This window comes from Rhizobium sp. USDA 3886 (genome assembly GCF_056279785.1).
In genome coordinates, this window is record NZ_JBWCDC010000003.1 from 2,426,420 (window position 1) to 2,447,150 (window position 20,731).

The 20,731-nt window shown below is 59.1% G+C and carries 16 protein-coding genes and 2 pseudogenes; 10 read left to right on the top strand and 8 right to left on the bottom strand.

The window, feature by feature from the left end; genetic code table 11:
• Positions 1-47: 47 nt before the first annotated feature.
• The 4 genes from ACZ9BX_RS34690 to ACZ9BX_RS34705 are packed head-to-tail and all read right to left on the bottom strand — an operon-like array spanning position 48 to position 4,525.
• The gene (locus ACZ9BX_RS34690; RefSeq protein WP_476222882.1) at positions 48-1,394 is read right to left on the bottom strand and encodes an NAD(P)/FAD-dependent oxidoreductase; all 1,347 of its coding nucleotides are present in this window, start codon (positions 1,392-1,394) and stop codon (positions 48-50) included.
• Entirely contained in the window at positions 1,391-2,908 is a 1,518-nt protein-coding gene (locus ACZ9BX_RS34695; protein WP_476222883.1) for an aldehyde dehydrogenase, read from the bottom strand. The genes ACZ9BX_RS34690 and ACZ9BX_RS34695 overlap by 4 nt, the downstream gene beginning before the upstream one ends.
• Entirely contained in the window at positions 2,901-3,812 is a 912-nt protein-coding gene (locus ACZ9BX_RS34700) for a dihydrodipicolinate synthase family protein (RefSeq protein WP_476222884.1), read from the bottom strand. Before ACZ9BX_RS34700 ends, ACZ9BX_RS34695 begins: the two co-directional genes overlap by 8 nt.
• Positions 3,809-4,525: a GntR family transcriptional regulator gene (locus tag ACZ9BX_RS34705; RefSeq protein ID WP_476222885.1), complete on the bottom strand. Its 717-nt coding sequence runs from the start codon at positions 4,523-4,525 to the stop codon at positions 3,809-3,811. The genes ACZ9BX_RS34700 and ACZ9BX_RS34705 overlap by 4 nt, the downstream gene beginning before the upstream one ends.
• Before the next feature lie 282 nt (positions 4,526-4,807).
• Between ACZ9BX_RS34705 and ACZ9BX_RS34710 the strand changes: the two genes are divergently transcribed.
• On the top strand, positions 4,808-6,061 hold the full coding sequence (locus ACZ9BX_RS34710) for an aromatic ring-hydroxylating oxygenase subunit alpha (protein WP_476222886.1): 1,254 nt from the start codon (positions 4,808-4,810) through the stop codon (positions 6,059-6,061).
• The gene (locus ACZ9BX_RS34715; protein ID WP_476222887.1) at positions 6,051-7,136 is read left to right on the top strand and encodes an FAD-binding oxidoreductase; all 1,086 of its coding nucleotides are present in this window, start codon (positions 6,051-6,053) and stop codon (positions 7,134-7,136) included. The genes ACZ9BX_RS34710 and ACZ9BX_RS34715 overlap by 11 nt, the downstream gene beginning before the upstream one ends.
• 420 nt (positions 7,137-7,556) lie before the next feature.
• Here ACZ9BX_RS34715 and ACZ9BX_RS34720 read toward each other — a convergent pair whose 3' ends face one another.
• Positions 7,557-9,593 carry an oxidoreductase gene (locus ACZ9BX_RS34720; RefSeq protein WP_476222888.1) on the bottom strand — a complete coding sequence of 679 codons (2,037 nt, stop codon included), beginning with the start codon at positions 9,591-9,593 and terminating at the stop codon, positions 7,557-7,559.
• A gap of 147 nt (positions 9,594-9,740) precedes the next feature.
• Between ACZ9BX_RS34720 and ACZ9BX_RS34725 the strand changes: the two genes are divergently transcribed.
• The 5 genes and pseudogenes from ACZ9BX_RS34725 (at position 9,741) to ACZ9BX_RS34745 (ending at position 14,262) form a co-directional block, all read left to right on the top strand.
• On the top strand, positions 9,741-10,370 hold the full coding sequence (locus ACZ9BX_RS34725; protein WP_476222889.1) for a TetR/AcrR family transcriptional regulator: 630 nt from the start codon (positions 9,741-9,743) through the stop codon (positions 10,368-10,370).
• Between the two features lie 10 nt (positions 10,371-10,380).
• Positions 10,381-11,175 (top strand): pyrroline-5-carboxylate reductase family protein, encoded by a 795-nt coding sequence (locus ACZ9BX_RS34730; protein WP_476223130.1) that lies wholly within the window; start codon positions 10,381-10,383, stop codon positions 11,173-11,175.
• A gap of 68 nt (positions 11,176-11,243) precedes the next feature.
• Positions 11,244-12,245, top strand: a complete 1,002-nt coding sequence (locus tag ACZ9BX_RS34735) for an ABC transporter substrate-binding protein (RefSeq protein ID WP_476222890.1) — start codon at positions 11,244-11,246, stop codon at positions 12,243-12,245.
• Between the two features lie 95 nt (positions 12,246-12,340).
• Positions 12,341-13,229, top strand: a pseudogene (locus tag ACZ9BX_RS34740) (ABC transporter permease).
• The gene (locus ACZ9BX_RS34745) at positions 13,222-14,262 is read left to right on the top strand and encodes a quaternary amine ABC transporter ATP-binding protein (RefSeq protein ID WP_476222891.1); all 1,041 of its coding nucleotides are present in this window, start codon (positions 13,222-13,224) and stop codon (positions 14,260-14,262) included. The pseudogene ACZ9BX_RS34740 and the gene ACZ9BX_RS34745 overlap by 8 nt, the downstream one beginning before the upstream one ends.
• 218 nt (positions 14,263-14,480) lie before the next feature.
• Here ACZ9BX_RS34745 and ACZ9BX_RS34750 read toward each other — a convergent pair whose 3' ends face one another.
• Complete coding sequence (locus ACZ9BX_RS34750) at positions 14,481-16,055, bottom strand: winged helix-turn-helix domain-containing tetratricopeptide repeat protein (RefSeq protein WP_476222892.1); 1,575 nt, start codon at positions 16,053-16,055, stop codon at positions 14,481-14,483.
• A gap of 119 nt (positions 16,056-16,174) precedes the next feature.
• Between ACZ9BX_RS34750 and ACZ9BX_RS34755 the strand changes: the two genes are divergently transcribed.
• The 3 genes and pseudogenes from ACZ9BX_RS34755 to ACZ9BX_RS34765 all read left to right on the top strand — a co-directional run.
• The gene (locus ACZ9BX_RS34755; RefSeq protein ID WP_476222893.1) at positions 16,175-16,609 is read left to right on the top strand and encodes a cupin domain-containing protein; all 435 of its coding nucleotides are present in this window, start codon (positions 16,175-16,177) and stop codon (positions 16,607-16,609) included.
• A 19-nt stretch (positions 16,610-16,628) separates the two neighbouring features.
• The gene (locus ACZ9BX_RS34760; RefSeq protein ID WP_476222894.1) at positions 16,629-17,111 is read left to right on the top strand and encodes a RidA family protein; all 483 of its coding nucleotides are present in this window, start codon (positions 16,629-16,631) and stop codon (positions 17,109-17,111) included.
• A gap of 36 nt (positions 17,112-17,147) precedes the next feature.
• Positions 17,148-17,294: pseudogene (locus tag ACZ9BX_RS34765) on the top strand (transposase); the annotation flags it as partial.
• 223 nt (positions 17,295-17,517) lie between these two features.
• Here the strand turns inward: ACZ9BX_RS34765 and ACZ9BX_RS34770 are convergent.
• Complete coding sequence (locus ACZ9BX_RS34770) at positions 17,518-18,909, bottom strand: aldehyde dehydrogenase family protein (protein WP_476222895.1); 1,392 nt, start codon at positions 18,907-18,909, stop codon at positions 17,518-17,520.
• A gap of 1 nt (position 18,910) precedes the next feature.
• Positions 18,911-20,557, bottom strand: a complete 1,647-nt coding sequence (locus ACZ9BX_RS34775) for an acetolactate synthase large subunit (RefSeq protein WP_476222896.1) — start codon at positions 20,555-20,557, stop codon at positions 18,911-18,913.
• Between the last annotated feature and the right edge of the window lie 174 nt (positions 20,558-20,731).

The following is a 20,731-nucleotide window of genomic DNA, read 5'->3' on the forward strand; positions in this document are numbered from 1 at the left end:
TGAAGTCCTGCGGGCAGCGCAGTCTTCATATTGCGTGGGCCGAGGGATCATCCCTCGCGGCCTGCACGCAATTCCTGAAAGCGGATGACCGAATTGACCCCCAGCCACGCGACGGGCTCGGGAGGCAACCTGCTCGGCTCCGGCTGGTTCTTGTATTTGTCGAGTTCGGGGCTATCCGCGCCGGCCGCCAGATCGGCGGCCATCATGCCCGCGAGGGTGCTCTTGACGGTGCCGAGACCATTCTCGCAACACGCCGAGAAAAGGCCCTCTTCCACTTCGCCGAATGCCGGCACATGGTTCCTGCTGAGGCACAGCGCACCGGCCCAGCTGTATTCCATCGGCAGGCTTTCCAGTCCGGGGAAGCGGGCATCGAACGACCGACGCTGCTCAGCAGCCACAGAGGCGACGCGCCTCTCCGACACCTTAAGACCTGGGTCGTATGTGAACCTCGTCCTGATGACGATCCTGGAAAGCCCATTGGTGGTGATCTTGCGTACTGTCGCTCCCATGGGATCTGCCGGCAACAGTGCCCATCGATCGGTGCCGGTAACGTCCCCTGCGAACTCGTTCTGGGAGAAGGCGGCGGTCATCGACGCGTATGTGAAGATGTGCATCAGCCGTCCACGGAAGTGGCCAAAGCTTTCGACGTGGCCGTTTACGGCTAGAATGACCTTCGGTGCGGAAACAGATCCGCGGCTGGACTTCGCCTTCCAAGACTTGCCTTCGCGTGAAAGCTGCAGCACCGGCGAATGTTCGTAGATGGTAACCTTTGATCGAAGCCCGTGCGCCAGGCCACGGATATAGTCGGCGGGCTGGATCATCACGGCGCCTGGGGTGTAAAGCCCCCCGCGATAATAGCGCGAGCCCGTCATTTCCCGCATTTGGCCGGCATCGAGAACGCGGTGTTCCTCGCCGATCTTTTCAAGAGATTTGCGGTAATTGTCGTTGAGGCCGAGCCCGCGGTCGGAGGCTGCGGCATTTACCTTGCCTGACGGATCGAACGTTTCCCTGGACAGGTCGTATTCGGCCGCGACACCAGCCGCGAAGGCGATCGCCAACCGGTTCTGTCTGATCTCGTCCTTGCTTGCCTGCTCGTCTGCTACCGAGTATTCGCCTGCCGACAAGTTATGCGGCACGTCGATCATGAAGCCGGAATTCCTCCCGGCCGGTCCCTTCGCAAGTTCACGAGCCTCCAGGACGACAATCTTGTCTTGGGGCCGCAGTTGCGAGAGACGCTCAGCCGCCGACAGGCCGGCAAATCCCGCGCCGATGATCAGCCAGTCAGCCGTAATATCGTAGTCAAGCGCCGTTGCGGGAAAGGTACGTTCGCTGATCGCCTCCCATCCCGAAGTGCCGGTGTCGATCGGCAGACGCTTGATCACATGCCGGGTCATCTGATCGTCTCGTCGACCGAACGATCCGAGACGTCGATCCAGATCGTCTTGAGTTCGCAGTAGTTGTCGTGGGCAAAGACCGACTTGTCGCGGCCGCCGAACCCGGACTCCTTGTAGCCGCCGAACGGCGTGGTCGCGTCCCCTTCTCCGAAGCAGTTGACGGTGACGACGCCGGCACGGATTTCGCGCGAAAGCTTGATGGCGTTCCTCAGGCTTGCGGTATAGACGGACGCCGTAAGGCCATAGTTCGTGTCGTTGGCAAGAGTGACGGCTTCACTGAGCGAATTGAAGGGGGTGACCGAAAGGACCGGCCCAAAGATCTCCTCCTGAAAAAGGCGGCTGGAAGGCGTCACGCCATCGACCACCGTCGGCTCGATGAAGATGCCGCCATGCGTGTCGCCGCCGTGAGCGACCGAAAGCTTCTCCTTCTTCGCGTCGTCGAGGAAGGATTTCACCTTCTCGAAGTGGGTCTTGCTGACGAGCGCACCGATGCGGTTTTCGGGATCGAGCGGATCGCCAGTCTTCCATTCGCGCATGTAGGCTCCGATGCGCTTCAGCAACTCGTCCTTGACCTTGGCATGGACAATAAGCCGCGACGTGGCCGAGCAGTTCTCGCCCATGTTCCAGAAGGCACCGTTGACCACCTGCTCGGCGACAAGGTCGAGGTCTTCGGCGTCGTCGAGAACGACCGCGGGATTCTTGCCTCCGCATTCGAGCACGACGCGCTTGAGGTTGGAGTCGGCGGCATAGCGCAGGAAGCGACGGCCGGTGGGTGTCGATCCGGTAAATGCCACCATATCGACATCCATGTGCATGCCGATTGGTTCGCCGACCTCCTTGCCGCCGCCTGTAACAACGTTGAAGACGCCCGCAGGGATCCCTGCGTCATGGGCAAGTTCGGCGACCCGCAGCGTGGTGAGCGTCGTTTCCTGCGCAGGCTTCACGATCACCGAGCAGCCGGCTGCAAGAGCCGGACCGATCTTCCAGGCTAGCATCAGCAGCGGGAAATTCCACGGAAGCACACATCCGACCACACCGACAGGTTCGCGGACGATCATTGTCAGTGCATTCGCCCCGACAGGTGCGGTGCTGTCGTAAAGCTTGTCGATCAGTTCGGCATGCCAGCGAATGGTATGAATGGTATCGGGAACGTCGACCGTCTGGCATTCGCGGATCGGCTTGCCACTGTCCAGGCATTCCATAACGGCGAGCTCATGACGATTGCGCTCCAGCAACTTGGCGAGCTCGAGGAGCACGGCCTTGCGCTCGCCAGGCGAACGCAACCGCCAGCGGCCATCGTCGAAGGCTTGCTTGGCCTTAGTCACGGCGTAGTCCACGTCGGTGGCATCGCACGCGGTGATTTCGGCAAGAACCTCGCCCGTGGCAGGGTTTGTAGACGTGAATGTCTGGCCGGAATGCGCCGGACGGAATGCGCCGTCGATGAATGCATTCGTCGGGAATTGAAGGCCTGCGGCGATCGCCTTGTATTCGACAGCGGTCAAGGGTTCATGCATGATTTGCTCCCGACGTGATCTGGGCGACCGTGCGCTTCAACGTGGCGACGACGGTCTGAAGGGTTCGCTTTTCTTCGGAATTCAGCGGACGCAGCGGTGCGCGTACCGGCCCTGCATTCAGGCCGATCAACTCGCATCCATGCTTGATCGACTGGACGAACTTCCCGCATTCCAGGAAATCCATAAGCGGCAGCATCGCCGTCATGATCGCGCGGCCCTTGTCGAAGTTCTTTTCCAGGACGCAGGCTTCGTAAAGTGCGACGTGCTCGCGCGGAAGGAAGTTGGAGGCGGCGCATACCCAGCTCTTCGCGCCCCATGCGAAAAATTCGAGAGCCTGGTCGTCCCAGCCGCAGGAGAGCGAGATGTGCGGATACTTGCGGGCGAGAAGATGAAGGTTGCCCATGTCGCCAGAACTTTCCTTGATGGCGACCACGTTCCTGGATTTGCCGACGCGGGAAAAATACTCCTCCGCCATCATGACGCCCATGCGAGCCGGATAGTTGTAGAGCATGATCGGCAGGTTGGCCGCGCGATCGACAGTCAGTGCATGGACTGCGTTCTCACGTTCTGTCGGCAGTGCGTAGGGTGGCGAGGACACGAGGATCGCGTCCGCGCCGATTTCCTTTGCCGCCTTCGCGTACTCGACCGAGTCTTCGGTTCTCGTTGCGCCCGTTCCAATGACGAGCGGCAGCCGGGTACCGATGACGTCCTTGGCATAGGCCGCAAGTTCGAAGCGCTCCTGGCTGCTCTGGGCGTAATACTCGCCCGTCGAGCCGCCGACGATGATGCCGTGCACGCCCGCATCGATGAGTTGCTCGATGACGGCGGAAAACGCCACGCGGTCTATCTGCCCATCCCGGTGGAGCGGCGTCACCGCCGGCGTATAGATCCCCTCAAACTTCACGACGACCTCTCCAATGATTGCGCGGCCGGAGCGCCGACGAAGGCGTCTGCCTTGAGCCCTTGCGGCGCGATAAACATCTCCATGTTCTCGCGAGACAATTCCCAGTGCTCGAAGACAAGGTCGACCACCGCGTCCTCGTCATGAACGCTAAGCGCCTCGATGAAGCTGTCGTGATGTTCGATGGCCAACTGGAGCCGCCGTTTCATGTCATCGTTCCTGGGCCGGAAGAACGTGTGACCGATACGCGCGTGATCGATGAGAAGCCGGCCCAGGCTGGGCTGCAGGTAGACGTTGGCCGACATCTCCCCGAAGATCTCGTGAAAGCGGTTGTTCTCGATCACCATCGCTAGAACGTCCATATTCTCGCTGGCGGCGCGGAATCGCTCTTGAGTTTGCTTCAGGTCTGCGAGCTGGACGGGCTTGAAGTTCTGCACTGCGAGACGACCGATCGCCGCGTAGATCATCGGCGCGACGAGAAAGAAGTTCCGCAGAGTGGAGTGGTTCATCGGGATGACCCGCGCACCCCTGTTCTCGCGAATGTCGACGTAACCCTCGCCCGCGAGACGGCGGAATATGTCCCGAACGGGCGTTCGGGACAGACCATACCGCTCGCTTAGACTTGCCTCGTCCAGGTCGGCGTCCGGGTCCAGCTCCATCGTCAGGATCTGACGCTTCAAGTCATCGTAGAGATTGCTCTTGACGCTCTTCGCCATCGGTTATCTCAGCCTCTTCTTTTATCTGACCAGCCCACGTTCGCATGGCTCGGCACTCAAGTCAATATTTGTGTACTTTGCGTACACAATTAGTATGGAAAGAAAATACAATTGACAGATCGACCATTTCGACGCTCGCTAGGTCTCAGGTGAACCGGCAAATTCTCATGGTCACGTCTTCGCCTTGCCATTACATCTGGTTATGTAAGCGAGGCTGATTTGTGCCGTTGAACCACAGGAAGATCGAGCGGATTATTGCCCATCCAACCATGAGGTAGAATTATGCTTCAGACCTTCGCTTCTTCGATTTCCTCGCTTCTCGACATGAGGGCGGACGGCCATTCGCTTCCAGCCGGGCTCTATACCCGCGAGGATGTTTTCGAGGCCGACATCGACGTATTCTTTCGCAAACACTGGATTTGCATAGGTCTGGAATGCGATGTTCCGGAACCGGGAGACGCCACCGTTGTCGATATCGGCAACAGCGGCCTCATCATTCTTCGCGACGATGACAACCAGGTTCGGGTCGTGCATAACGTATGCCGTCATCGCGGCTCACGGATCCTTAACGCGGGATCAAGCGTCATCTCCAAGCTCGTCTGTCCATACCATCAGTGGACATATGAGCTTGACGGCGAACTCGCCCACGCGCCTCACATGGGCGCCGATTTTGACAAGAGCTGCAAGAGCCTCAGGCCGGTCAATTTCAAATCGATCGGCGGTCTCATCTATGCTTGCCTCTCCGACAACCCTCCGCCCGACATCGACCGCCTTGACGCGGTGATGACGGAACGGCTCGCGCCTTACGATATTCGCAACACAAAGGTGGCGTTCCAGGCTGACGTGGTCGAACACGGCAACTGGAAGCTCACCATGGAAAATAATCGCGAATGCTATCACTGCTCCGCGAACCATCCCGAGCTCTGCGTGTCGTTCGTCGATCTGGATTTCGGATTCGATCCGGAAAGCCTGAGCCCAGAAGACAGGGAGCAGGCAGAACAGCACGAAGCCCTGTATGCAGAGCAAACCAAGAGCTGGGAGGCCGACGGCTACCCTTCTGCCGCCGTTGAACAACTCGTCGACTGTGAGACAAACTTCAGAACGCAGCGCCTGATCATTTCGGGTGCCGGTGAATCGCAGACACCCGATGCGACCGCCGCTTCGTTAAAGCTTCTCGGCACCATGACCCGGAAAGACTTGGGTGACACGCATCTGTGGGGACACAATAGCTGGAACCACTTCATGGGCGACCATGCGGTCGTTGCGATCGTCATTCCGCTCTCCGCTGACAAAACCCTCGTGCGCACGAAGTGGCTTGTTCACAAGGATGCCGTCGAAGGTATCGACTACGATCTCGAAAAGTTGACGAACGTTTGGGTCGCAACGACCGACCAGGATGCGGAGCTTGTCACCCGATCTCACGCCGGTGTCCTCGATCCTGCATATGTACCAGGACCCTACTCGCCGTTTTCCGAGACCAACTTGGACCGGTTTGCGGTCTGGTACATCGACCGGATGCGGGCTCATGGATACTAAGATCGTGCACCCCTCATCGAGCACTCGGAATGACGCCTGGGATCCAGAGCTCGACGACACCGTCGTCTGCATAGACGTCCATCAGGAGACGCACGACGTAAAGAGCTTTACGTTTGCGTCCCCGCAGGGCAAGTGGTTCGCCTTCGACAGCGGTCAGTATTTCTTGTTCGATTTCCCACTCGGCCCCGACGCTGAAAGGCGCTGCTACAGCATTTCCTCTTCGCCTCAGCGGACGAGCACCTTCACGGTTACGGTTAAGCGCGTCGCGGATGGAAAGATCTCGAACTGGCTGCACGACAAGCTAGCGAGCGGCACAACGGTCAAGGTGCAGGGGCCGCTCGGTCATTTCGTCCGGCCGCGTGGTGCTGGAAGAAAATTCCTGCTGCTCTCAGGTGGATCCGGCATTACGCCGGTTATGTCCATCGTCAGAGACCTGGCTGATACATGCGAGCCAACGGACGTCGTCTTTCTCCATGCCGCTCGGACACCCAAGGATCTCATTTTCAGGGAGGAGCTCTCGAATTTGGCAGGCAGGATGAAAGGGTTGAGACTTTACTTCCTTCCGGAAGTGGTTACCGGGGAGCCGTCATGGCCGGGCTTGACCGGCAGGATTTCGCCGGAATTCATGAAGCTTGCGGTTCCAGACATTGCCGAGAGAATCGTTATGTGTTGCGGACCGGCTCCATTCATGGCCGCAGCACGGAAGATCTCCGCCGAACTCGGGGTGCCAGCGTCGAGCTACATCGAAGAAAGCTTCGACGCCGCAGTGATCGATGAAATGCAGCTTCCCATTGGAGAGGTCGTCACTGCGAAATCCTTCGAGGTGGAGTTCCTGAAGCAGGCGCGGACGATCGACGTTGCCGGCGAACAGACGGTGCTCAGTTGTGCGAAGAAGGCAGGATTGAGAATTCCGTCCTCATGCGCGAACGGAGTATGCGGCACTTGCAAGTCCAGGCTCGTCTCCGGATCTGTGGACATGAAGCACAACGGCGGCATCAGGCAGCGAGAGATCGACGCAGGCTTGTTTCTCCCTTGCTGTTCCAAGCCGCTAAGCGATCTTGTGATCGATCGGTAGAAACTTCCAGTGACCTTGCGCGTAAGGCAGCGTAGATACGACGCCTGCACGAGCGCGCGCTGCGTATCTGGAGAAAGGGGACTGTTGCCGGGCGCTTGATGTACATCGACCCCTTCTCTCAGAAGATGGAGTTAGAGCTGGGAAGTTGTGCCGCGCATTGTGGGATTGGACCCCACGCGGCTTGTCCTGATTGGGTCCGACCCTTCCCAAAAATTGTTCGCGGACAAGGCAGCATAGTTTTTGATGACCACGGGCGAGATTATATTGATGGATCGGGAGGCGCGTCGGCCGCCACAGTCCTAGGTCACGGCAATTTGGAACTTGCCGACGCGCTTCATGCCCAAGCGCGCTTGACGCCACTTCTGCCAACTCACTATTTTGATTCTGACGTTCTCGGCCGCCGTCGGACCGCCATTTTGATCAAATATCCTTGGCGATCCGCAACCCATCGTAGATGGCGGCATGGGTATTGCGAGCGGCCACGGCATCCCCGATCCGGAAGAGCTGGAATTTCCCTTCAGGATTGCGGACGATAGTCTGGGGTTCACCGGCGACCAATTGCTGCTGCGAAATTTCACCGAGATTGGTGGAAGAGGGTTTCATCTCGAAATAGAGTTCATCGAGCGGTATCGTTCCATGGTTGATCACAACCTGGTCGACCGTGCGCCTCTTCGCAACACCGCCGTAATCGCTGCCGACACGGGCAATGAGCTGATTGCCGTTCTTTTCGACCGCTTCGAGCCTGAAGGTTACGGTGAAGGTGACGTCGAGTTTCTGCAGCGAACGCATGTAGGGCACGAGGTTCATCGCCATGACTTCCGGCGCGAAGGAACGGTCGGGTGTCATGATTTCCACCTTGGCGCCTGCCTCGGCAATGAACTCGGCAGCCTGCAGCCCTGCGTGATCGCCCGCGTCATCGAAGATGAGAACGTTGGCTCCTGGTTTCACGTCACCTGAGATGATGTCCCAGGCCGAGACGACCAGTTCGTTGCCTGCCGAGAGGACTTCCGTATGCGGCATGCCACCCGTGGCGATGATTACCACGTCGGGCCTCTCCGCCTCCACTGTGTCTGCTTCCGCCCAGGTGTTGAAATGGAAGGCCACACCGTACTTCTCGCACTGGTTCATCCGCCAGTCGATGATGCTGATCATTTCCCTGCGGCGCTCGCTTTGGGCCGTTAGGCGGATTTGGCCGCCGGGATCGTTGGCCGCCTCGAATACGACGACCTCGTGGCCACGCTCGGCTGCAACCCGTGCAGCTTCGAGCCCACCTGGGCCTGCGCCGACGACGACAACTTTTTTCCGAAGGTCCGCCTTTTTGACCACGTGTGGCATAGTCAGCTCGCGGCCGGTTGCTGCATTATGGATGCAATAGGCCGCCCCGCCTTGGTAAATGCGGTCGAGACAGTAGTTGGCGCCGACGCAGGGACGGATGTCCTCTTCGCGCTTCTCCATAATTTTGCGAACGATGTGCGGGTCCGTCATATGAGCGCGGGTCATACCGACCATATCGACCTTGCCCGACGCGATCGCATGGCGGGCAGTTGCAACATCCGGGATTTTGGCAGCGTGGAAGGTCGGGAAATCCGTCGCGGCGCGAATCTCGCCCGCGAAATCGAGGTGCGGGGAGTTCGCCATACCCTGGATCGGGATGACGTCTGTGAGGCCGGCATCGGTGTCGATATGACCGCGGATCACGTTCAAGTAGTCAATCAGGCCGCTTTCCTTGAGACGCTTCGAAATTTCGAGGCCGTCAGCCTTGCCGGTGCCGCCGGGAAGACATTCATCAGCGGTGTAGCGTATTCCCAGAATGAAGTCCTCTCCAACCCGTTTCCGGATCGCCTTTAGAACATCCAGACAGAAGCGCATGCGATTGTCGAGCGAACCACCGTAAGGACCTTCGAGTTCGTTCGTCAGCGGAGATGCGAACTGGTCAAGAAGGTGTCCGTAGGCCTCGAGCTCAACGCCATCCATACCGCCGGCCTTCATGCGTTCTGCAGCGTCGGCAAAGTCCTTTATGATGCGCTCGATGTCCCAATCTTCGATCTTCTTGGGGAAAGCCCGGTGCGAGGCCTCGCGATGATGCGACGGTGCGACAATGGGAAGCCAGTCTCCCTTGTCCCAGCGCGTGCGCCGGCCGAGGTGAGTGAGCTGGATCATGATCGCCGCCCCTTCCTCATGCACCGCATCGGTCATTGCCTTCAGCCACGGTACGATCTCGTCCTTGTAGGCGAGCAGGTTGTTGAAGACGGGCGGGCTGTCTTTTGAAACAGCCGCGGAACCGGCCGTCATCGTCATGGCGACACCACCCTTTGCCCTTTCCACGGTGTAGGCGAGATAGCGGTCCTTGGGCATACCGTCTTCCGGATATGCCGGTTCGTGCGACGTCACGATGATGCGGTTGCGAAGCTTCAGGTGCTTGAGTTGATAAGGCTGAAGGAGAGGATCGTTCGACATCTGTCGGGCTCCGGACTAGGACAGTTGTGGTAAACGCTAAGCGGAAATGTACATACATGTCAACTAACAAAACACTTAAGTCATTTCTATTGACATAGGTGTACATTTCTCTTGTATCGGGTTTCATTTTTTGTTAGGAGGTCAATCATGGAGCAGGCTTTGAACGATACCGGCTGGCGTGGATCGCAAGAGGGATGGCTGGAAGCAGCCTACGAATCTCTCCTGGAATCCGGCGTCGATTCAGTGAAAATTCTTCCCTTGGCCAAGAAACTCAACCTTTCGCGGACGAGCTTCTACTGGTTCTTCAAGGACCGCGAAGAATTGCTTGCCGGCCTGATTGCGCGCTGGCGGGAGAAAAACACCGGAAACATAATAAAGCAGAGCGAAGCCTACGCGGAATCACTTGCCGAGGCCATGCTCAACGTTTTTGACTGCTGGCTCGATCAGAACTTGTTCGACTCCAAGTTCGAATTTGCCGTACGCAGTTGGGCGCTGCAATCAGAAGAGATTCTTTTCGAGGTTCAAAAGGCAGATCAAATTCGGCTTGACGCGCTCAAGCGAATGTTCCTGCGCTTTGGATACGAGGAAACAACAGCCGACGTCCGAGCCCGGACGACCTATCTCGTTCAGATCGGCTACATCTCGATGCAGTCCCGCGAAGAGATCGCGGTGCGAATGAAGCGTATTCCCGAATATATCGCGATCTACACCGGCCAGATTCCCCAGCAAAGAGAGCTTGATCGCTTCTTTGCCAGGCATGGCCATAAACCGAAATGAGAAGAAGCGGATGCAGGACTCGATGAGGATCGGAGTGATCGGTGGCGGAGGGTGGCTCGGGAAAGCCCTTGCCAACGCGATTCTCAACAAGGGAGTTGTTCGGCACGAAGCACTTGCGCTCTCCTATCGGCACGAGAGGCCTGCGGGTTTTCCGAACGTTTACTGCACGCAAGACAACCAGGAGCTTGCAGAGCGATCGGACGTGATCATCGTTTCTGTCCGTCCGGCCGATTGGCCATCTCTGTCGGTCGACGCCCACGGCAAGCTCATCATCTCTGTTATGGCGGGCATCCGCCTGCACCAGCTTGTGGTACATCATCAAACGAGGCGCGTTGTCCGTGCCCTACCCAACGCCGCAGTTGAGGTTGGCAGATCCTATACGCCGTGGATTGCATCAGGTGGCATGGACGAGGCCGATCGAAACGTCGCACGTCGTATCTTTCGTGCTTGTGGCGTCGAGGACGAGGTGAATGGCGAAAGCGATATCGACTATTTGACCGGTTTGTCCGGGTCGGGGCCTGCGTTTCCGGCGCTGTTCGGCGCCGCGATGATGAAAGATGCCGTCCATCACGGCCTTTCCACAGACATCGCACGGCGTGCCGTGAACACGGTGCTGATAGGGGCTGGGGCTTTGCTGGAGCATCGGGATGACTGTCCAAACAACATCGTCAATTCGTTTCTCGATTATCGGGGAACGACCGCAGCGGCAATCGAGGCGATGCGCGCTTTTGGCCTGGAAGCCACCGTTTCGGAAGGACTTTCGGCAGCATTCAGAAAATCGGTGAGTATGGGAGACGCCTCCTGACGACCGCTTGAGCGGGCTAACGCAGCGCCCCGCTTCGCAAAAGCGCCGCTTAAATAAAGGGAACGATAATGAACAGACTCCTTGCATCAACATGCCTGATGTTCGGCCTCCTCGGTGGAGCATCACTTGCCAACGCCGCAGAGTGTGGAAGCGTGACGATTGCGAGCATGAACTGGCAAAGTGCAGAAGTTCTCTCGAATCTCGACAAAATAATCCTGAACGAAGGCTATGGATGTAGCGCGGACATCACCGTTGGCGACACCGTTCCGACCATCACCTCAATGGCGGAAAAAGGCCAGCCGGATATCGCGCCGGAAGCTTGGATCGACCTTTTGCCGGATGTCGTGAAAAAAGGAACGGAAGCAGGCCAGATCATTCAGGTTGGTTCCCCTCTTCCCGATGGCGGCGTTCAAGGCTGGTGGATTCCCAAGTATCTTGCCGAAACACATCCCGACCTCAAGACAATTCCCGACGTGCTGAAACACCCCGAACTTGTTCCCGATGCGGAGGATTCGAAGAAGGGCGCGATTTTCAACGGTCCCCAGGGTTGGGGAGGAACGGTCGTCACCTCGCAGCTCTACAAGGCTTTCGCCGGCGAAAAAGCGGGCTTCACGCTCGTGGACACTGGTTCGGCCGCCGGCCTCGATGGGGCGATTGCAAAGGCCTATGAGCGCCAGCAGGGCTTTGCGACATATTACTGGGCTCCGACTGCGCTTCTTGGCAAGTATGCGATGGTAAAGCTGGATCCCGGTGTGCCCCATGATCCTGCCGAGTGGAAGCGTTGCAACACTGTGGCGGATTGCCCTGATCCGAAGCCGAACGCCTGGCCGGTCGACAAGGTCGTGACCCTGGTGGCGAAGCCGTTCTCCGAAAAGGTCGGCCCTGAGGTCATGAGCTATCTCGAGAAGCGCTCCTGGAGCAACGACACGGTCGGCAAGCTGATGGCCTGGATGACTGAAAATCAAGCATCCGGCGAAGATGGTGCGAAACACTTCCTAAAAGAAAACAAGGACATCTGGACCAAGTGGGTCTCGCCTGAAGCAGCAGAGAAAATCGAAGCTTCTCTTTAAGTTCTGTGTGCGGTGCGTATCCATGCGCACCGCACACGTAAACGCCGAAAATAAGAAGAATTTGGCCGGCTCTTTTTAAGAATAAGGGGAACCGCATGGAATGGTTTTACAAATTCCCGCATATGGATGATGACGCTCTTCGCAATCTCAAGAAGGCGATCGACGACGGATTTCGCACATTCACGCGCGCTTATGGCGATGCGATCGAAGGTTTCTTCTCCCCGCTACAGCATTTTCTCATCGCCGCCGACCGGTTTATGACGCAGACGCCGTGGCCGATCATCACCGTGCTTGTCCTCGCGATCGCCTGGGCGGCAAGCCGCAGCTTCAAGGTCGCATTAGGCTGTCTTTTTACGCTGTTGGCCATTGGCTATTTCGACATGTGGGACGACACCATGCGCACCGTCTCGATGATCTTTGTGTGCACCCTACTCTCTATCGCCATCGGTATTCCGATCGGCATTTTAATGTCCCGGTCTGACCGGGTTCAGAGGATCGTCAATCCGATCCTTGACGTTATGCAGACCATGCCGAGCTTCGTCTATCTCATCCCGGTGGTCATGCTCCTGGGGATTGGCAAAGTGCCCGGGCTGATTGCAGTCATCATTTACGCCATTCCGCCGATGATCAGACTGACGGATCTGGGCATTCGCCTCGTCGACAAGGACGTCCTTGAGGCCGCCGATGCGTTCGGATCATCAGGCCGACAGAAGCTGTTCAAAGTCCAACTGCCGCTGGCGCTTCCGACCATCATGGCCGGCATCAACCAGACCATCATGATGGCACTCGCCATGGTCGTGGTCGCATCGATGATTGGCGTGCAGGGGCTTGGCCAGCCTTGTTCTCAAGGCGATCGCGAACCAGTACTTCACATTGGGAATTTTCAATGGCCTTGCCATCGTCGGCATCGCCATAATCTTCGACAGAGTCAGCCAAGCCTATGGCAAGAGACTCCAAAGGCACCGGGAGATCGTCCATGGTTGATCACAGTTTGGGCGGCATCAAAATCCGCCGCCTCTACAAGATCTTCGGGCCTAACGGCGCTACCTATGTCGACGCCGTCCGGAACGGTCTCGGCAAAGCCGAACTGAACGAAAGGCACGGACACGTGCTCGGTCTGAAAGATATCAACATCGAGATGCCGGCTGGTTGCATTCAAGTGATTATGGGGCTGTCGGGCTCCGGGAAGTCCACGCTGATCCGGCATATCAACCGTTTGATCGATCCGACCGCCGGCGAGGTTCGGGTGAACGGTGTCGACGTTGTCAAGATGAACCCCGCGGAATTGCAGGAGTTTCGTCGCCACCAGACGGCAATGGTGTTTCAGAAATTTGCGCTGCTTCCGCATCGCACTGTTCTTGAAAACACGATCTACGGATTGGAAGTCCAAGGCGTCCCGCGCGCCAAAGGCGTCGAAACAGCCATGCAATGGATCGAGCGCGTCGGGCTGAAGGGATTCGAACAGAAATATCCCAATCAGCTTTCAGGAGGAATGCAGCAACGCGTCGGCCTTGCCCGCGCGCTGGCCAACGACGCGCCGGTCTTGCTCATGGACGAAGCGTACTCGGCCCTTGATCCGCTGATCAGGACGGACATGCAGACCGTTCTGTTGGACCTGCAAAAGGAGATCAAAAAGACGGTCGTATTCATCACTCACGATCTCGATGAGGCTCTGCGCCTGGGTGACCAGATTGCCATTCTCAGGGACGGCGAGGTCATTCAGCAAGGCACCAGCCAGGACATCGTCCTTAGACCGGCCGACGAATACATCGCCAACTTCGTGAAGGAGGTCAATCGGGGACGAGTGATCCACGTGGATGCGGTTATGACGCCGGCCGGGCCTGCGCATCGCCTGAATGGCACGAACATAGCGTCGGGAACGACAATCGAAGATGCAATAAGGATATTGACCGATCGACGCGCGGACGAGGACGTCGCCGTGACGGATTCGACGGGAGCGGCCATCGGCACCCTTAGCCTCCGACAACTGGCATCTGCGATAGTCACTCCTCATTAAACTGGCTTGAAACAAGGAACCGACCAATCAATGAACCAATCGAACGATGGCACCATCTCGCCTGCCAAATCGAGCCGAACGAGCGCCTGGTCGGCTTCCCGAAGGCGACGCTCAAGCTGCCGTCAATTATGAGCGGTGGCCAGGCGGGTCGCAGTCCCCTGCCGACTCCACCAAGAACGAAGTCTTTACTAACAAGATTCGTTGGTAAAGGATCGTTCCTAGACTTCTGGAAAGGTGGCGGCACGATCGGAACCGGTCGTTTGATGCTCCGCCTGTCGCAGCAGGCCCTCGAGGCGGGTCGCCCATTCCTTGTTGCCATCTCTGAACGGACCAAGCGCATCGCCGGCAGGCTCCGGGAGATCGCCTGCAGCGGCGGCGAAGCGGCGAGCCTCCTGACTACCTCCCACGGCCGTGTGGCAGCACGCCTGAATGCGGAGCAGCGCCGGCCAGTCAGGCCGCGCCTTTAGCGCCGCACGCCCCGTGTTGAGCGCGCCCTCGACGTCGCCCGAAAAGAACAACGCAAGCATCAAGAGGCTGAACCAGACCGCATTCTGAGGATCGTGGGGGTTGAGTTCGAGGCCGCGAGCCAGCGGCTTTCGCGCACCGGTCGCATCGCCCACGAAAAGACGGGCCATGCCGAGGACGAGATACCCCAAGGCGAAGCTCGGGCCGAGTTCGATGGACCGTTCCGCTGCGAGGATCGCCTGGTTAGCCCTGCCCGTGTAGGCCGACACAATCGCCAGCGCGTAGTGGGCATACGGATTCCGGGCGTCAAGATATATCGCCCGCAGGGCCGCATCGAGTCCTTCCTTCCCGTCCGAGGCGGGATTTTCCGTCCAGCCATAGGCGATGAGGCCTGCGTTGACCCGCGCCCGCCAGATCTGCGCCTCTGGCAGCATGGGATCGAGCTCCGCGGCCTCTCGGAAGAACCGCCGTGCGAGAAGGTGGGTTGGCTGCGTTACCTTGTGAAAATTGAATGTGCCTTGCCGTACAAGGTCCCAGGCGGTGACGTTGCCGGTGTGCGGAGCAACCTGAAGTCCATGGCGCAACAGCAGTTCGGGCTCGACCGCAGCTGCGATCCGCTCGGCGATGGCGTCCTGCACCGCAAATACGTCGACCACTTGAAGATCGTAATGTTCGGACCAGACGGTGGCGCCCTTCATTGCGTCGGCGAGGTGCACCGATATCCGCATCCGATCGCCGGTACGCCGGATGGCTCCATCCACCAGAAAATCGACGCCAAGGTCGTGCGCGATAGACTTCGGATCCCTCGGGCCGTTCCTCAATGCGAAACTCGCCCCACGCGACGCGACGCGGAACCATCGGAACCGAGCGAGCGCCATGATCAGGTCGTCGGCGATACCGTCGGCCAAATATTGTCTCTCGGCGTCGCCGCCGAGATTCTCGAAAGGCAGTACTGCAATGCCGGGGCTGGATCTCGCCTCCGAATGCCTTGGGCTATCGGGTCCGTCGGTCCGGCTCTCCACCGGACCGGAAAATCTGTATCCGACCCGCGGGACCGTGACGATCCAGTCGCCGCCGTCTGATGCCGGGCCGAGCAGCTTGCGGAGGGCAGCAATCTGAACGGAAAGATTACTCTCCTCGACGGCGAGGCCCGGCCAAACGACATCCATCAGCGCCGACTTGGTGACGACACGCCCATCTGCAGCGAGTAGAACGGCAAGCAGCGAAGCGCCACGGGCGCCGATGGCGATAGGCCGATTGTCACGGAGAAGGCATCCGTTCTCGGCAATGAACTCGAAGGGGCCGAATGCAAGGCGCTGGGTGCTCATGATTGGGAATGATACGCCCGATTTCGGAATTTTTTGGAATTTTTCGGCCCTCGTTTCAGGACTTGCGCCGGCTCCGCGCGCAAACTCAGCTCCATGCAGCAGTTGAGGTCCTGAGAGCGATGAAGAACGAAGCAATGCAACCGAAAAATGCTCATGTATTAACCGCGAAAATCGTCCGCGGGAGTGACAGCTATGTCGCCGTGCAGGGATCTGTCTATCGCTCGGGAGTCTCGGCGGAGAGCGTCGGATCCAGCACGCTGTGGCTCGGGATGATATCGCTACCCGCAGGGAGACGAACCAACGCCCATCGCCATCAAGGACACGAGACGGCCCTGCTTATGACCACAGGCAAAGAGATCGAGATTTGGTCGGGGGGCGGGCTCGAACGGTGCGAAAAGGTCTTCCCCGGCGACTACCTATTCATTCCGGCCGGCGTTCCGCACGTGGCCGTCAATCGCAGCACGGAAACCGCCGAGTTCCTCGGTGCCCGCAACGACCCCGCAGCGAACGAGAGCGTCGTGCTGATGCCGGAACTCGACGACATCGTACCCTAATCAGGCCGGGAGGTGCGCTATGGCCATCATTGAACAACGTCTGGCCGCTATGGGTCTGGAACTGCCCGAGCCTCTGAAAGTTAGCGAAGGGCTGCATATGCCTTTCGCCTGGGTCCGGGTGCGCGGCACCCGCGCCTACATCTCGGGTCACGTCGCGTGTAACCGGGATGGGACATTGGCAAGGCCCCTCGGCAAGGTCGGGACCGAGGTTTCGCCGGAGCAGGGTTACGCGTCAGCGCGGCTCGTTGCCCTGGCCCATCTCGCGAGCCTCAAGCGGGCTGTCGGGAACCTCGATCGGGTGACGGCTTGGCTGCGCGTCTTCGCCATGGTGAATGTTGCTCCGGGATTCAATGAGACGCCGCTGGTCACAAACGGTTATTCCGACTTGATACTGGAGCTGTACGGGCCTGACGCTGGCGCTCACGCCCGCTCGTCCATCGGCATGGCCATCCCTTTGAACGCGCCCGTAAACTGCGAAGCAGAAGTGGAAATTGACGGGTGACAGCTTAGGATCGATCTTTAACCTTCTTCGAATCCCAAGGCCGTCTACAAAAAGCGTAGCGTCATCGAGCGCATGTTCTGCCGCCTCAAGGATCGCCGGCGCATCGCAACGCGCTTCGACCGAAACATTCAAAACGTCATGAGCGCCATTGCACTCGCCGCTGCCGTCATGTGGCGGCTGTAAGGAGTCCGGACCCTGGTCCCTTCCTGTGCGCACCCCCGTAAAGCGTACGAAACGGATAGGAGGATAATCGATTATCGGACGCTAAGCGGCGCGGTCGATCGCCACCCACTTGCAGATCAGAGCGACCCGGGCCGGCCCCACAGGCCCAGGTCTCCTGACGATTCGGCGTTGCACGTTCTCCAACCGAATCCCTGAGGCATGGATGCTGCGACGACGCGATTGCTTAAGAAACGTGGTTGAACACGATCATTTTGTCGTCGGCCATCTCTTCCATCGTCCAAGGAATGCCGCCGACCCCGTATCCCGACTGCCGGCGCCCTGCAAACGGCATCCAGTCGGTCCGGAAAGCGGTGTGGTCGTTCACCAGCACAGCCGAAGCATCCAGACGCTTCGCCGCCCTCAGGGCAATTGCCATGTCGGAGGAAAAGATGCTCGCCTGGAACGCATATGGCAACGCGTTGGCAATGCGGATTGCCTCGTCGAGTTCACTGTAACGATATACGCAGGTCAGTGGTCCGAAAACCTCGAGGCGAGATACCCTGGCGTCTTCGGGAGGATCAAGAAGTACCGAAGGCAGGAGGGTGGTCTCTGACATCCGCCCTCCTCCGAGCTGCCTGGCGCCGGCGTCAATCGCTTCCTTGATCCAGCTCGCGACACGTTCGGTCTCGCGTGGCAGGATGAGCGGTCCGACCTCTGTCTCTTTCAGTGTTGGATCACCGACACGAAGGGTGGCGACCTTGGCGGCGAGAGTGTCCGTGAACGCGGTCAGAATGTCCTCATGCACGAAGAGACGCTGCGCGGACACGCAGACCTGCCCGGCATGATAATAGCCGCCTTTGACAATGGCGCCGACGATCACGTCGAGGTTTGCGCTGCGGTCAACGATGACGGGCGCTGCCCCGCCGTGCTCGAGCGCGCATCTGGTGCCTGGCGAAAGCTTGCTCTTGAGGTACCACCCGACTTTCGCAGAGCCGATGAAGCTTAAAAACGCGACGCGGTGATCGGTTGCGAACGCTTCGGCAAGCGCATTGTCCTCCGTAACGAATGTCTGGCACCACCGCTCATCGAGGCCGGCTTGCCAGAGCAACTTGGCAATTTCCACGCAGGAAATCGGCGTCGTCGCCGCCGGCTTTATGATCACCGGGCAACCGACGGCGATTGCTGGGGCGATCTGGTGGATGATGAGATTGAGCGGATGGTTGAACGCCGAAATCGCCGCCACCACGCCCATCGGCTCCTTGGTGGTGAAGGCCCATCGATTCGTGCTGGCGGCAGAAAGTCCCATCGGGATTTCCTTGCCGCCGAAGTTACGGAGTTCATCGGCCGCGTTGACGAGGCCGTCGATCGCGCGTGTAACCTCAATGACCGCATCCGTAAGGGGCTTGCCGCCCTCGCGAGCGATCATCATTGCAAAGCGGTCACGGTTCTCCTGCAAAAGCTCCGACGCCTTTCTCAGGATCGCCATCCTCTGATGCGCTGGCAGCCAGGCATCGCGGTCGGCGAAGGCTTTCGCGGCGACAGAAAGCTTGTGATCGAGAGCCGCGGCATCGTCGGCTGGGACTTCCGCGATGAGTTCGCGATCAAATGCCTGGTAAACCTTCAAGTTGAGCGGCATCTCAGATCTCCAATATCGCGGGGAGCCGTTCACGGAGCTCCTTCACCAGCACCCGTTCGTTTTCCGAGTAGTCGACCGGGACGGTCACCAGATGCACGCCGCCGCCGGAGAACGCATTTTCGAGAACCTGTTCGAACTGGCCTATGTCATCGACCCTGGTTCCGCTCGCACCGTAGGACTCGGCATATTTTACGAAGTCGGGATTTGCGAACGTCATGCCGAAGTCGGGGAACCCGTCGACGGCCTGCTTCCAGCGGATCATTCCGTACGCACGGTCCTCGATGACGAGGACGACGAGGTTCAGTTTCATGCGCACCGCCGTCTCGAGTTCCTGGCTGTTCATCATGAATCCGCCGTCGCCGCAGATCGCCATGACGCGGCGCTCGGGGTGGAGCATCGAGGCGACCATGGCCGAGGGCAGCCCTGCTCCCATCGTGGCGAGCGCGTTGTCGAGCAGCAGCGTGTTCGCCATCTTCGTCCGATAATTCCGGGCAAACCATATCTTGTACATGCCGTTGTCGAGCGCGAGGATGCCGTCGTGCGGCATCACCTCACGGATGTCGTGGACAAGGCGCTGGGGCGTGAAGCGGTCCTCGGTGGCGCGGGCCGCGATGCGCTCGAGGATACGCTCCCTGAGGTGGAGCAGTGCCTGGGCGTTCGGGAGCCTGCCTTCAATGCGATCGGCAAGCGCCTTAAGCGACGGCCCGATGTCGCCGATCACCTCCGACTGTGGAAAATAGACCTGTTCGACGGTCGCCGGCTGGTATCCGACATGGACGACATGAGGGCCGCCCTTGCCCATTATGAACGGCGGCTTTTCGATCGTATCGTGGCCGATGGTAACGATCAGGTCGGCCTGCTCGATGGCCTCATGGACATAGTCCCGCTCCGAAAGCGCGGCCGTGCCCATATAAAGTTCGGTCCCGCCTGGAACCGTGCCCTTGCCCATCTGGGTCGTGAAGAACGGGATGCGGGTGCGCAAGACGAACTGCGCAATGTCGGACGTCGAGCGCGGGCGCGAGGCAGCGGCGCCGAACATCAGCAGCGGACGTTTCGCTGCAGTGATGAGGGCGGCCGCGCGATCAAGCGCCGCATTGCTTGCGGTCGGCAACTCGAGCTGATGCGGCGCGACCATGGCCATCGGCTGACATTCCTCGGCGGCGATATCCTCCGGGAGCTCCAGGTGAACAGGGCCTGGCCTTTCCTCCTGCGCAATCCGGAACGCTTCCCTGACCGTCGTCGGGATCATCTGCGGCGATACGATCTGCCTTGCGAGCTTGGTAAGGGGCTTCATTGAGGCAACGACATCGACCACCTGGAACCGGGCCTGGCGAGACGACAGGATACCTTTCTGGCCGGTAATCATCACCATCGGCATCGCGCCGAGCAGCGCGTATGCCGCACCCGTCGAAAGGTTCAAAGCACCCGGCCCAAGCGTCGCCAGGCACACCCCCGGCTTTCCCGTCAGGCGGCCGTAGGTCGCAGCCATGAACGCAGCCGCCTGTTCGTGGCGGGTGAGTACCAACTGGATTGACGATTTGCGGATGGACTCGACGACGTCGAGGTTCTCTTCGCCGGGAATGCCGAAGATGCGGTCGACACCTTCGTTCTCAAGTGCGGCCACGAGAAGATCAGAGCCTTTGGTCATGGATGGGTGCCCGTGCTGGTTGGCGTGTCGATCGGTCGATGGTTCCAGGATTGGAAGACGGCAACCCTGAAGATAGGCGCCTTTGCGGCGTAGTCCAATCGGATTTGGCGCCGGTTCTGGCGGGGCGCCATCGGCTCATCGATTGTTGCCTTCAACGAGAAAGTCTGTCGCGAC

Bases quoted from the DNA above. Each gene is read 5' to 3' on its own strand.
- ACZ9BX_RS34690 (WP_476222882.1), bottom strand. From the start codon at position 1,394: ATGACCCGGCATGTGATCAAGCGTCTGCCGATCGACACCGGCACTTCG.
- ACZ9BX_RS34695 (WP_476222883.1), bottom strand. From the start codon at position 2,908: ATGCATGAACCCTTGACCGCTGTCGAATACAAGGCGATCGCCGCAGGC.
- ACZ9BX_RS34705 (WP_476222885.1), bottom strand. From the start codon at position 4,525: ATGGCGAAGAGCGTCAAGAGCAATCTCTACGATGACTTGAAGCGTCAG.
- ACZ9BX_RS34710 (WP_476222886.1), top strand. From the start codon at position 4,808: ATGCTTCAGACCTTCGCTTCTTCGATTTCCTCGCTTCTCGACATGAGG.
- ACZ9BX_RS34715 (WP_476222887.1), top strand. From the start codon at position 6,051: ATGGATACTAAGATCGTGCACCCCTCATCGAGCACTCGGAATGACGCC.
- ACZ9BX_RS34720 (WP_476222888.1), bottom strand. From the start codon at position 9,593: ATGTCGAACGATCCTCTCCTTCAGCCTTATCAACTCAAGCACCTGAAG.
- ACZ9BX_RS34725 (WP_476222889.1), top strand. From the start codon at position 9,741: ATGGAGCAGGCTTTGAACGATACCGGCTGGCGTGGATCGCAAGAGGGA.
- ACZ9BX_RS34730 (WP_476223130.1), top strand. From the start codon at position 10,381: ATGCAGGACTCGATGAGGATCGGAGTGATCGGTGGCGGAGGGTGGCTC.
- ACZ9BX_RS34735 (WP_476222890.1), top strand. From the start codon at position 11,244: ATGAACAGACTCCTTGCATCAACATGCCTGATGTTCGGCCTCCTCGGT.
- ACZ9BX_RS34745 (WP_476222891.1), top strand. From the start codon at position 13,222: ATGGTTGATCACAGTTTGGGCGGCATCAAAATCCGCCGCCTCTACAAG.
- ACZ9BX_RS34750 (WP_476222892.1), bottom strand. From the start codon at position 16,055: ATGAGCACCCAGCGCCTTGCATTCGGCCCCTTCGAGTTCATTGCCGAG.
- ACZ9BX_RS34755 (WP_476222893.1), top strand. From the start codon at position 16,175: ATGAAGAACGAAGCAATGCAACCGAAAAATGCTCATGTATTAACCGCG.
- ACZ9BX_RS34760 (WP_476222894.1), top strand. From the start codon at position 16,629: ATGGCCATCATTGAACAACGTCTGGCCGCTATGGGTCTGGAACTGCCC.
- ACZ9BX_RS34770 (WP_476222895.1), bottom strand. From the start codon at position 18,909: ATGCCGCTCAACTTGAAGGTTTACCAGGCATTTGATCGCGAACTCATC.
- ACZ9BX_RS34775 (WP_476222896.1), bottom strand. From the start codon at position 20,557: ATGACCAAAGGCTCTGATCTTCTCGTGGCCGCACTTGAGAACGAAGGT.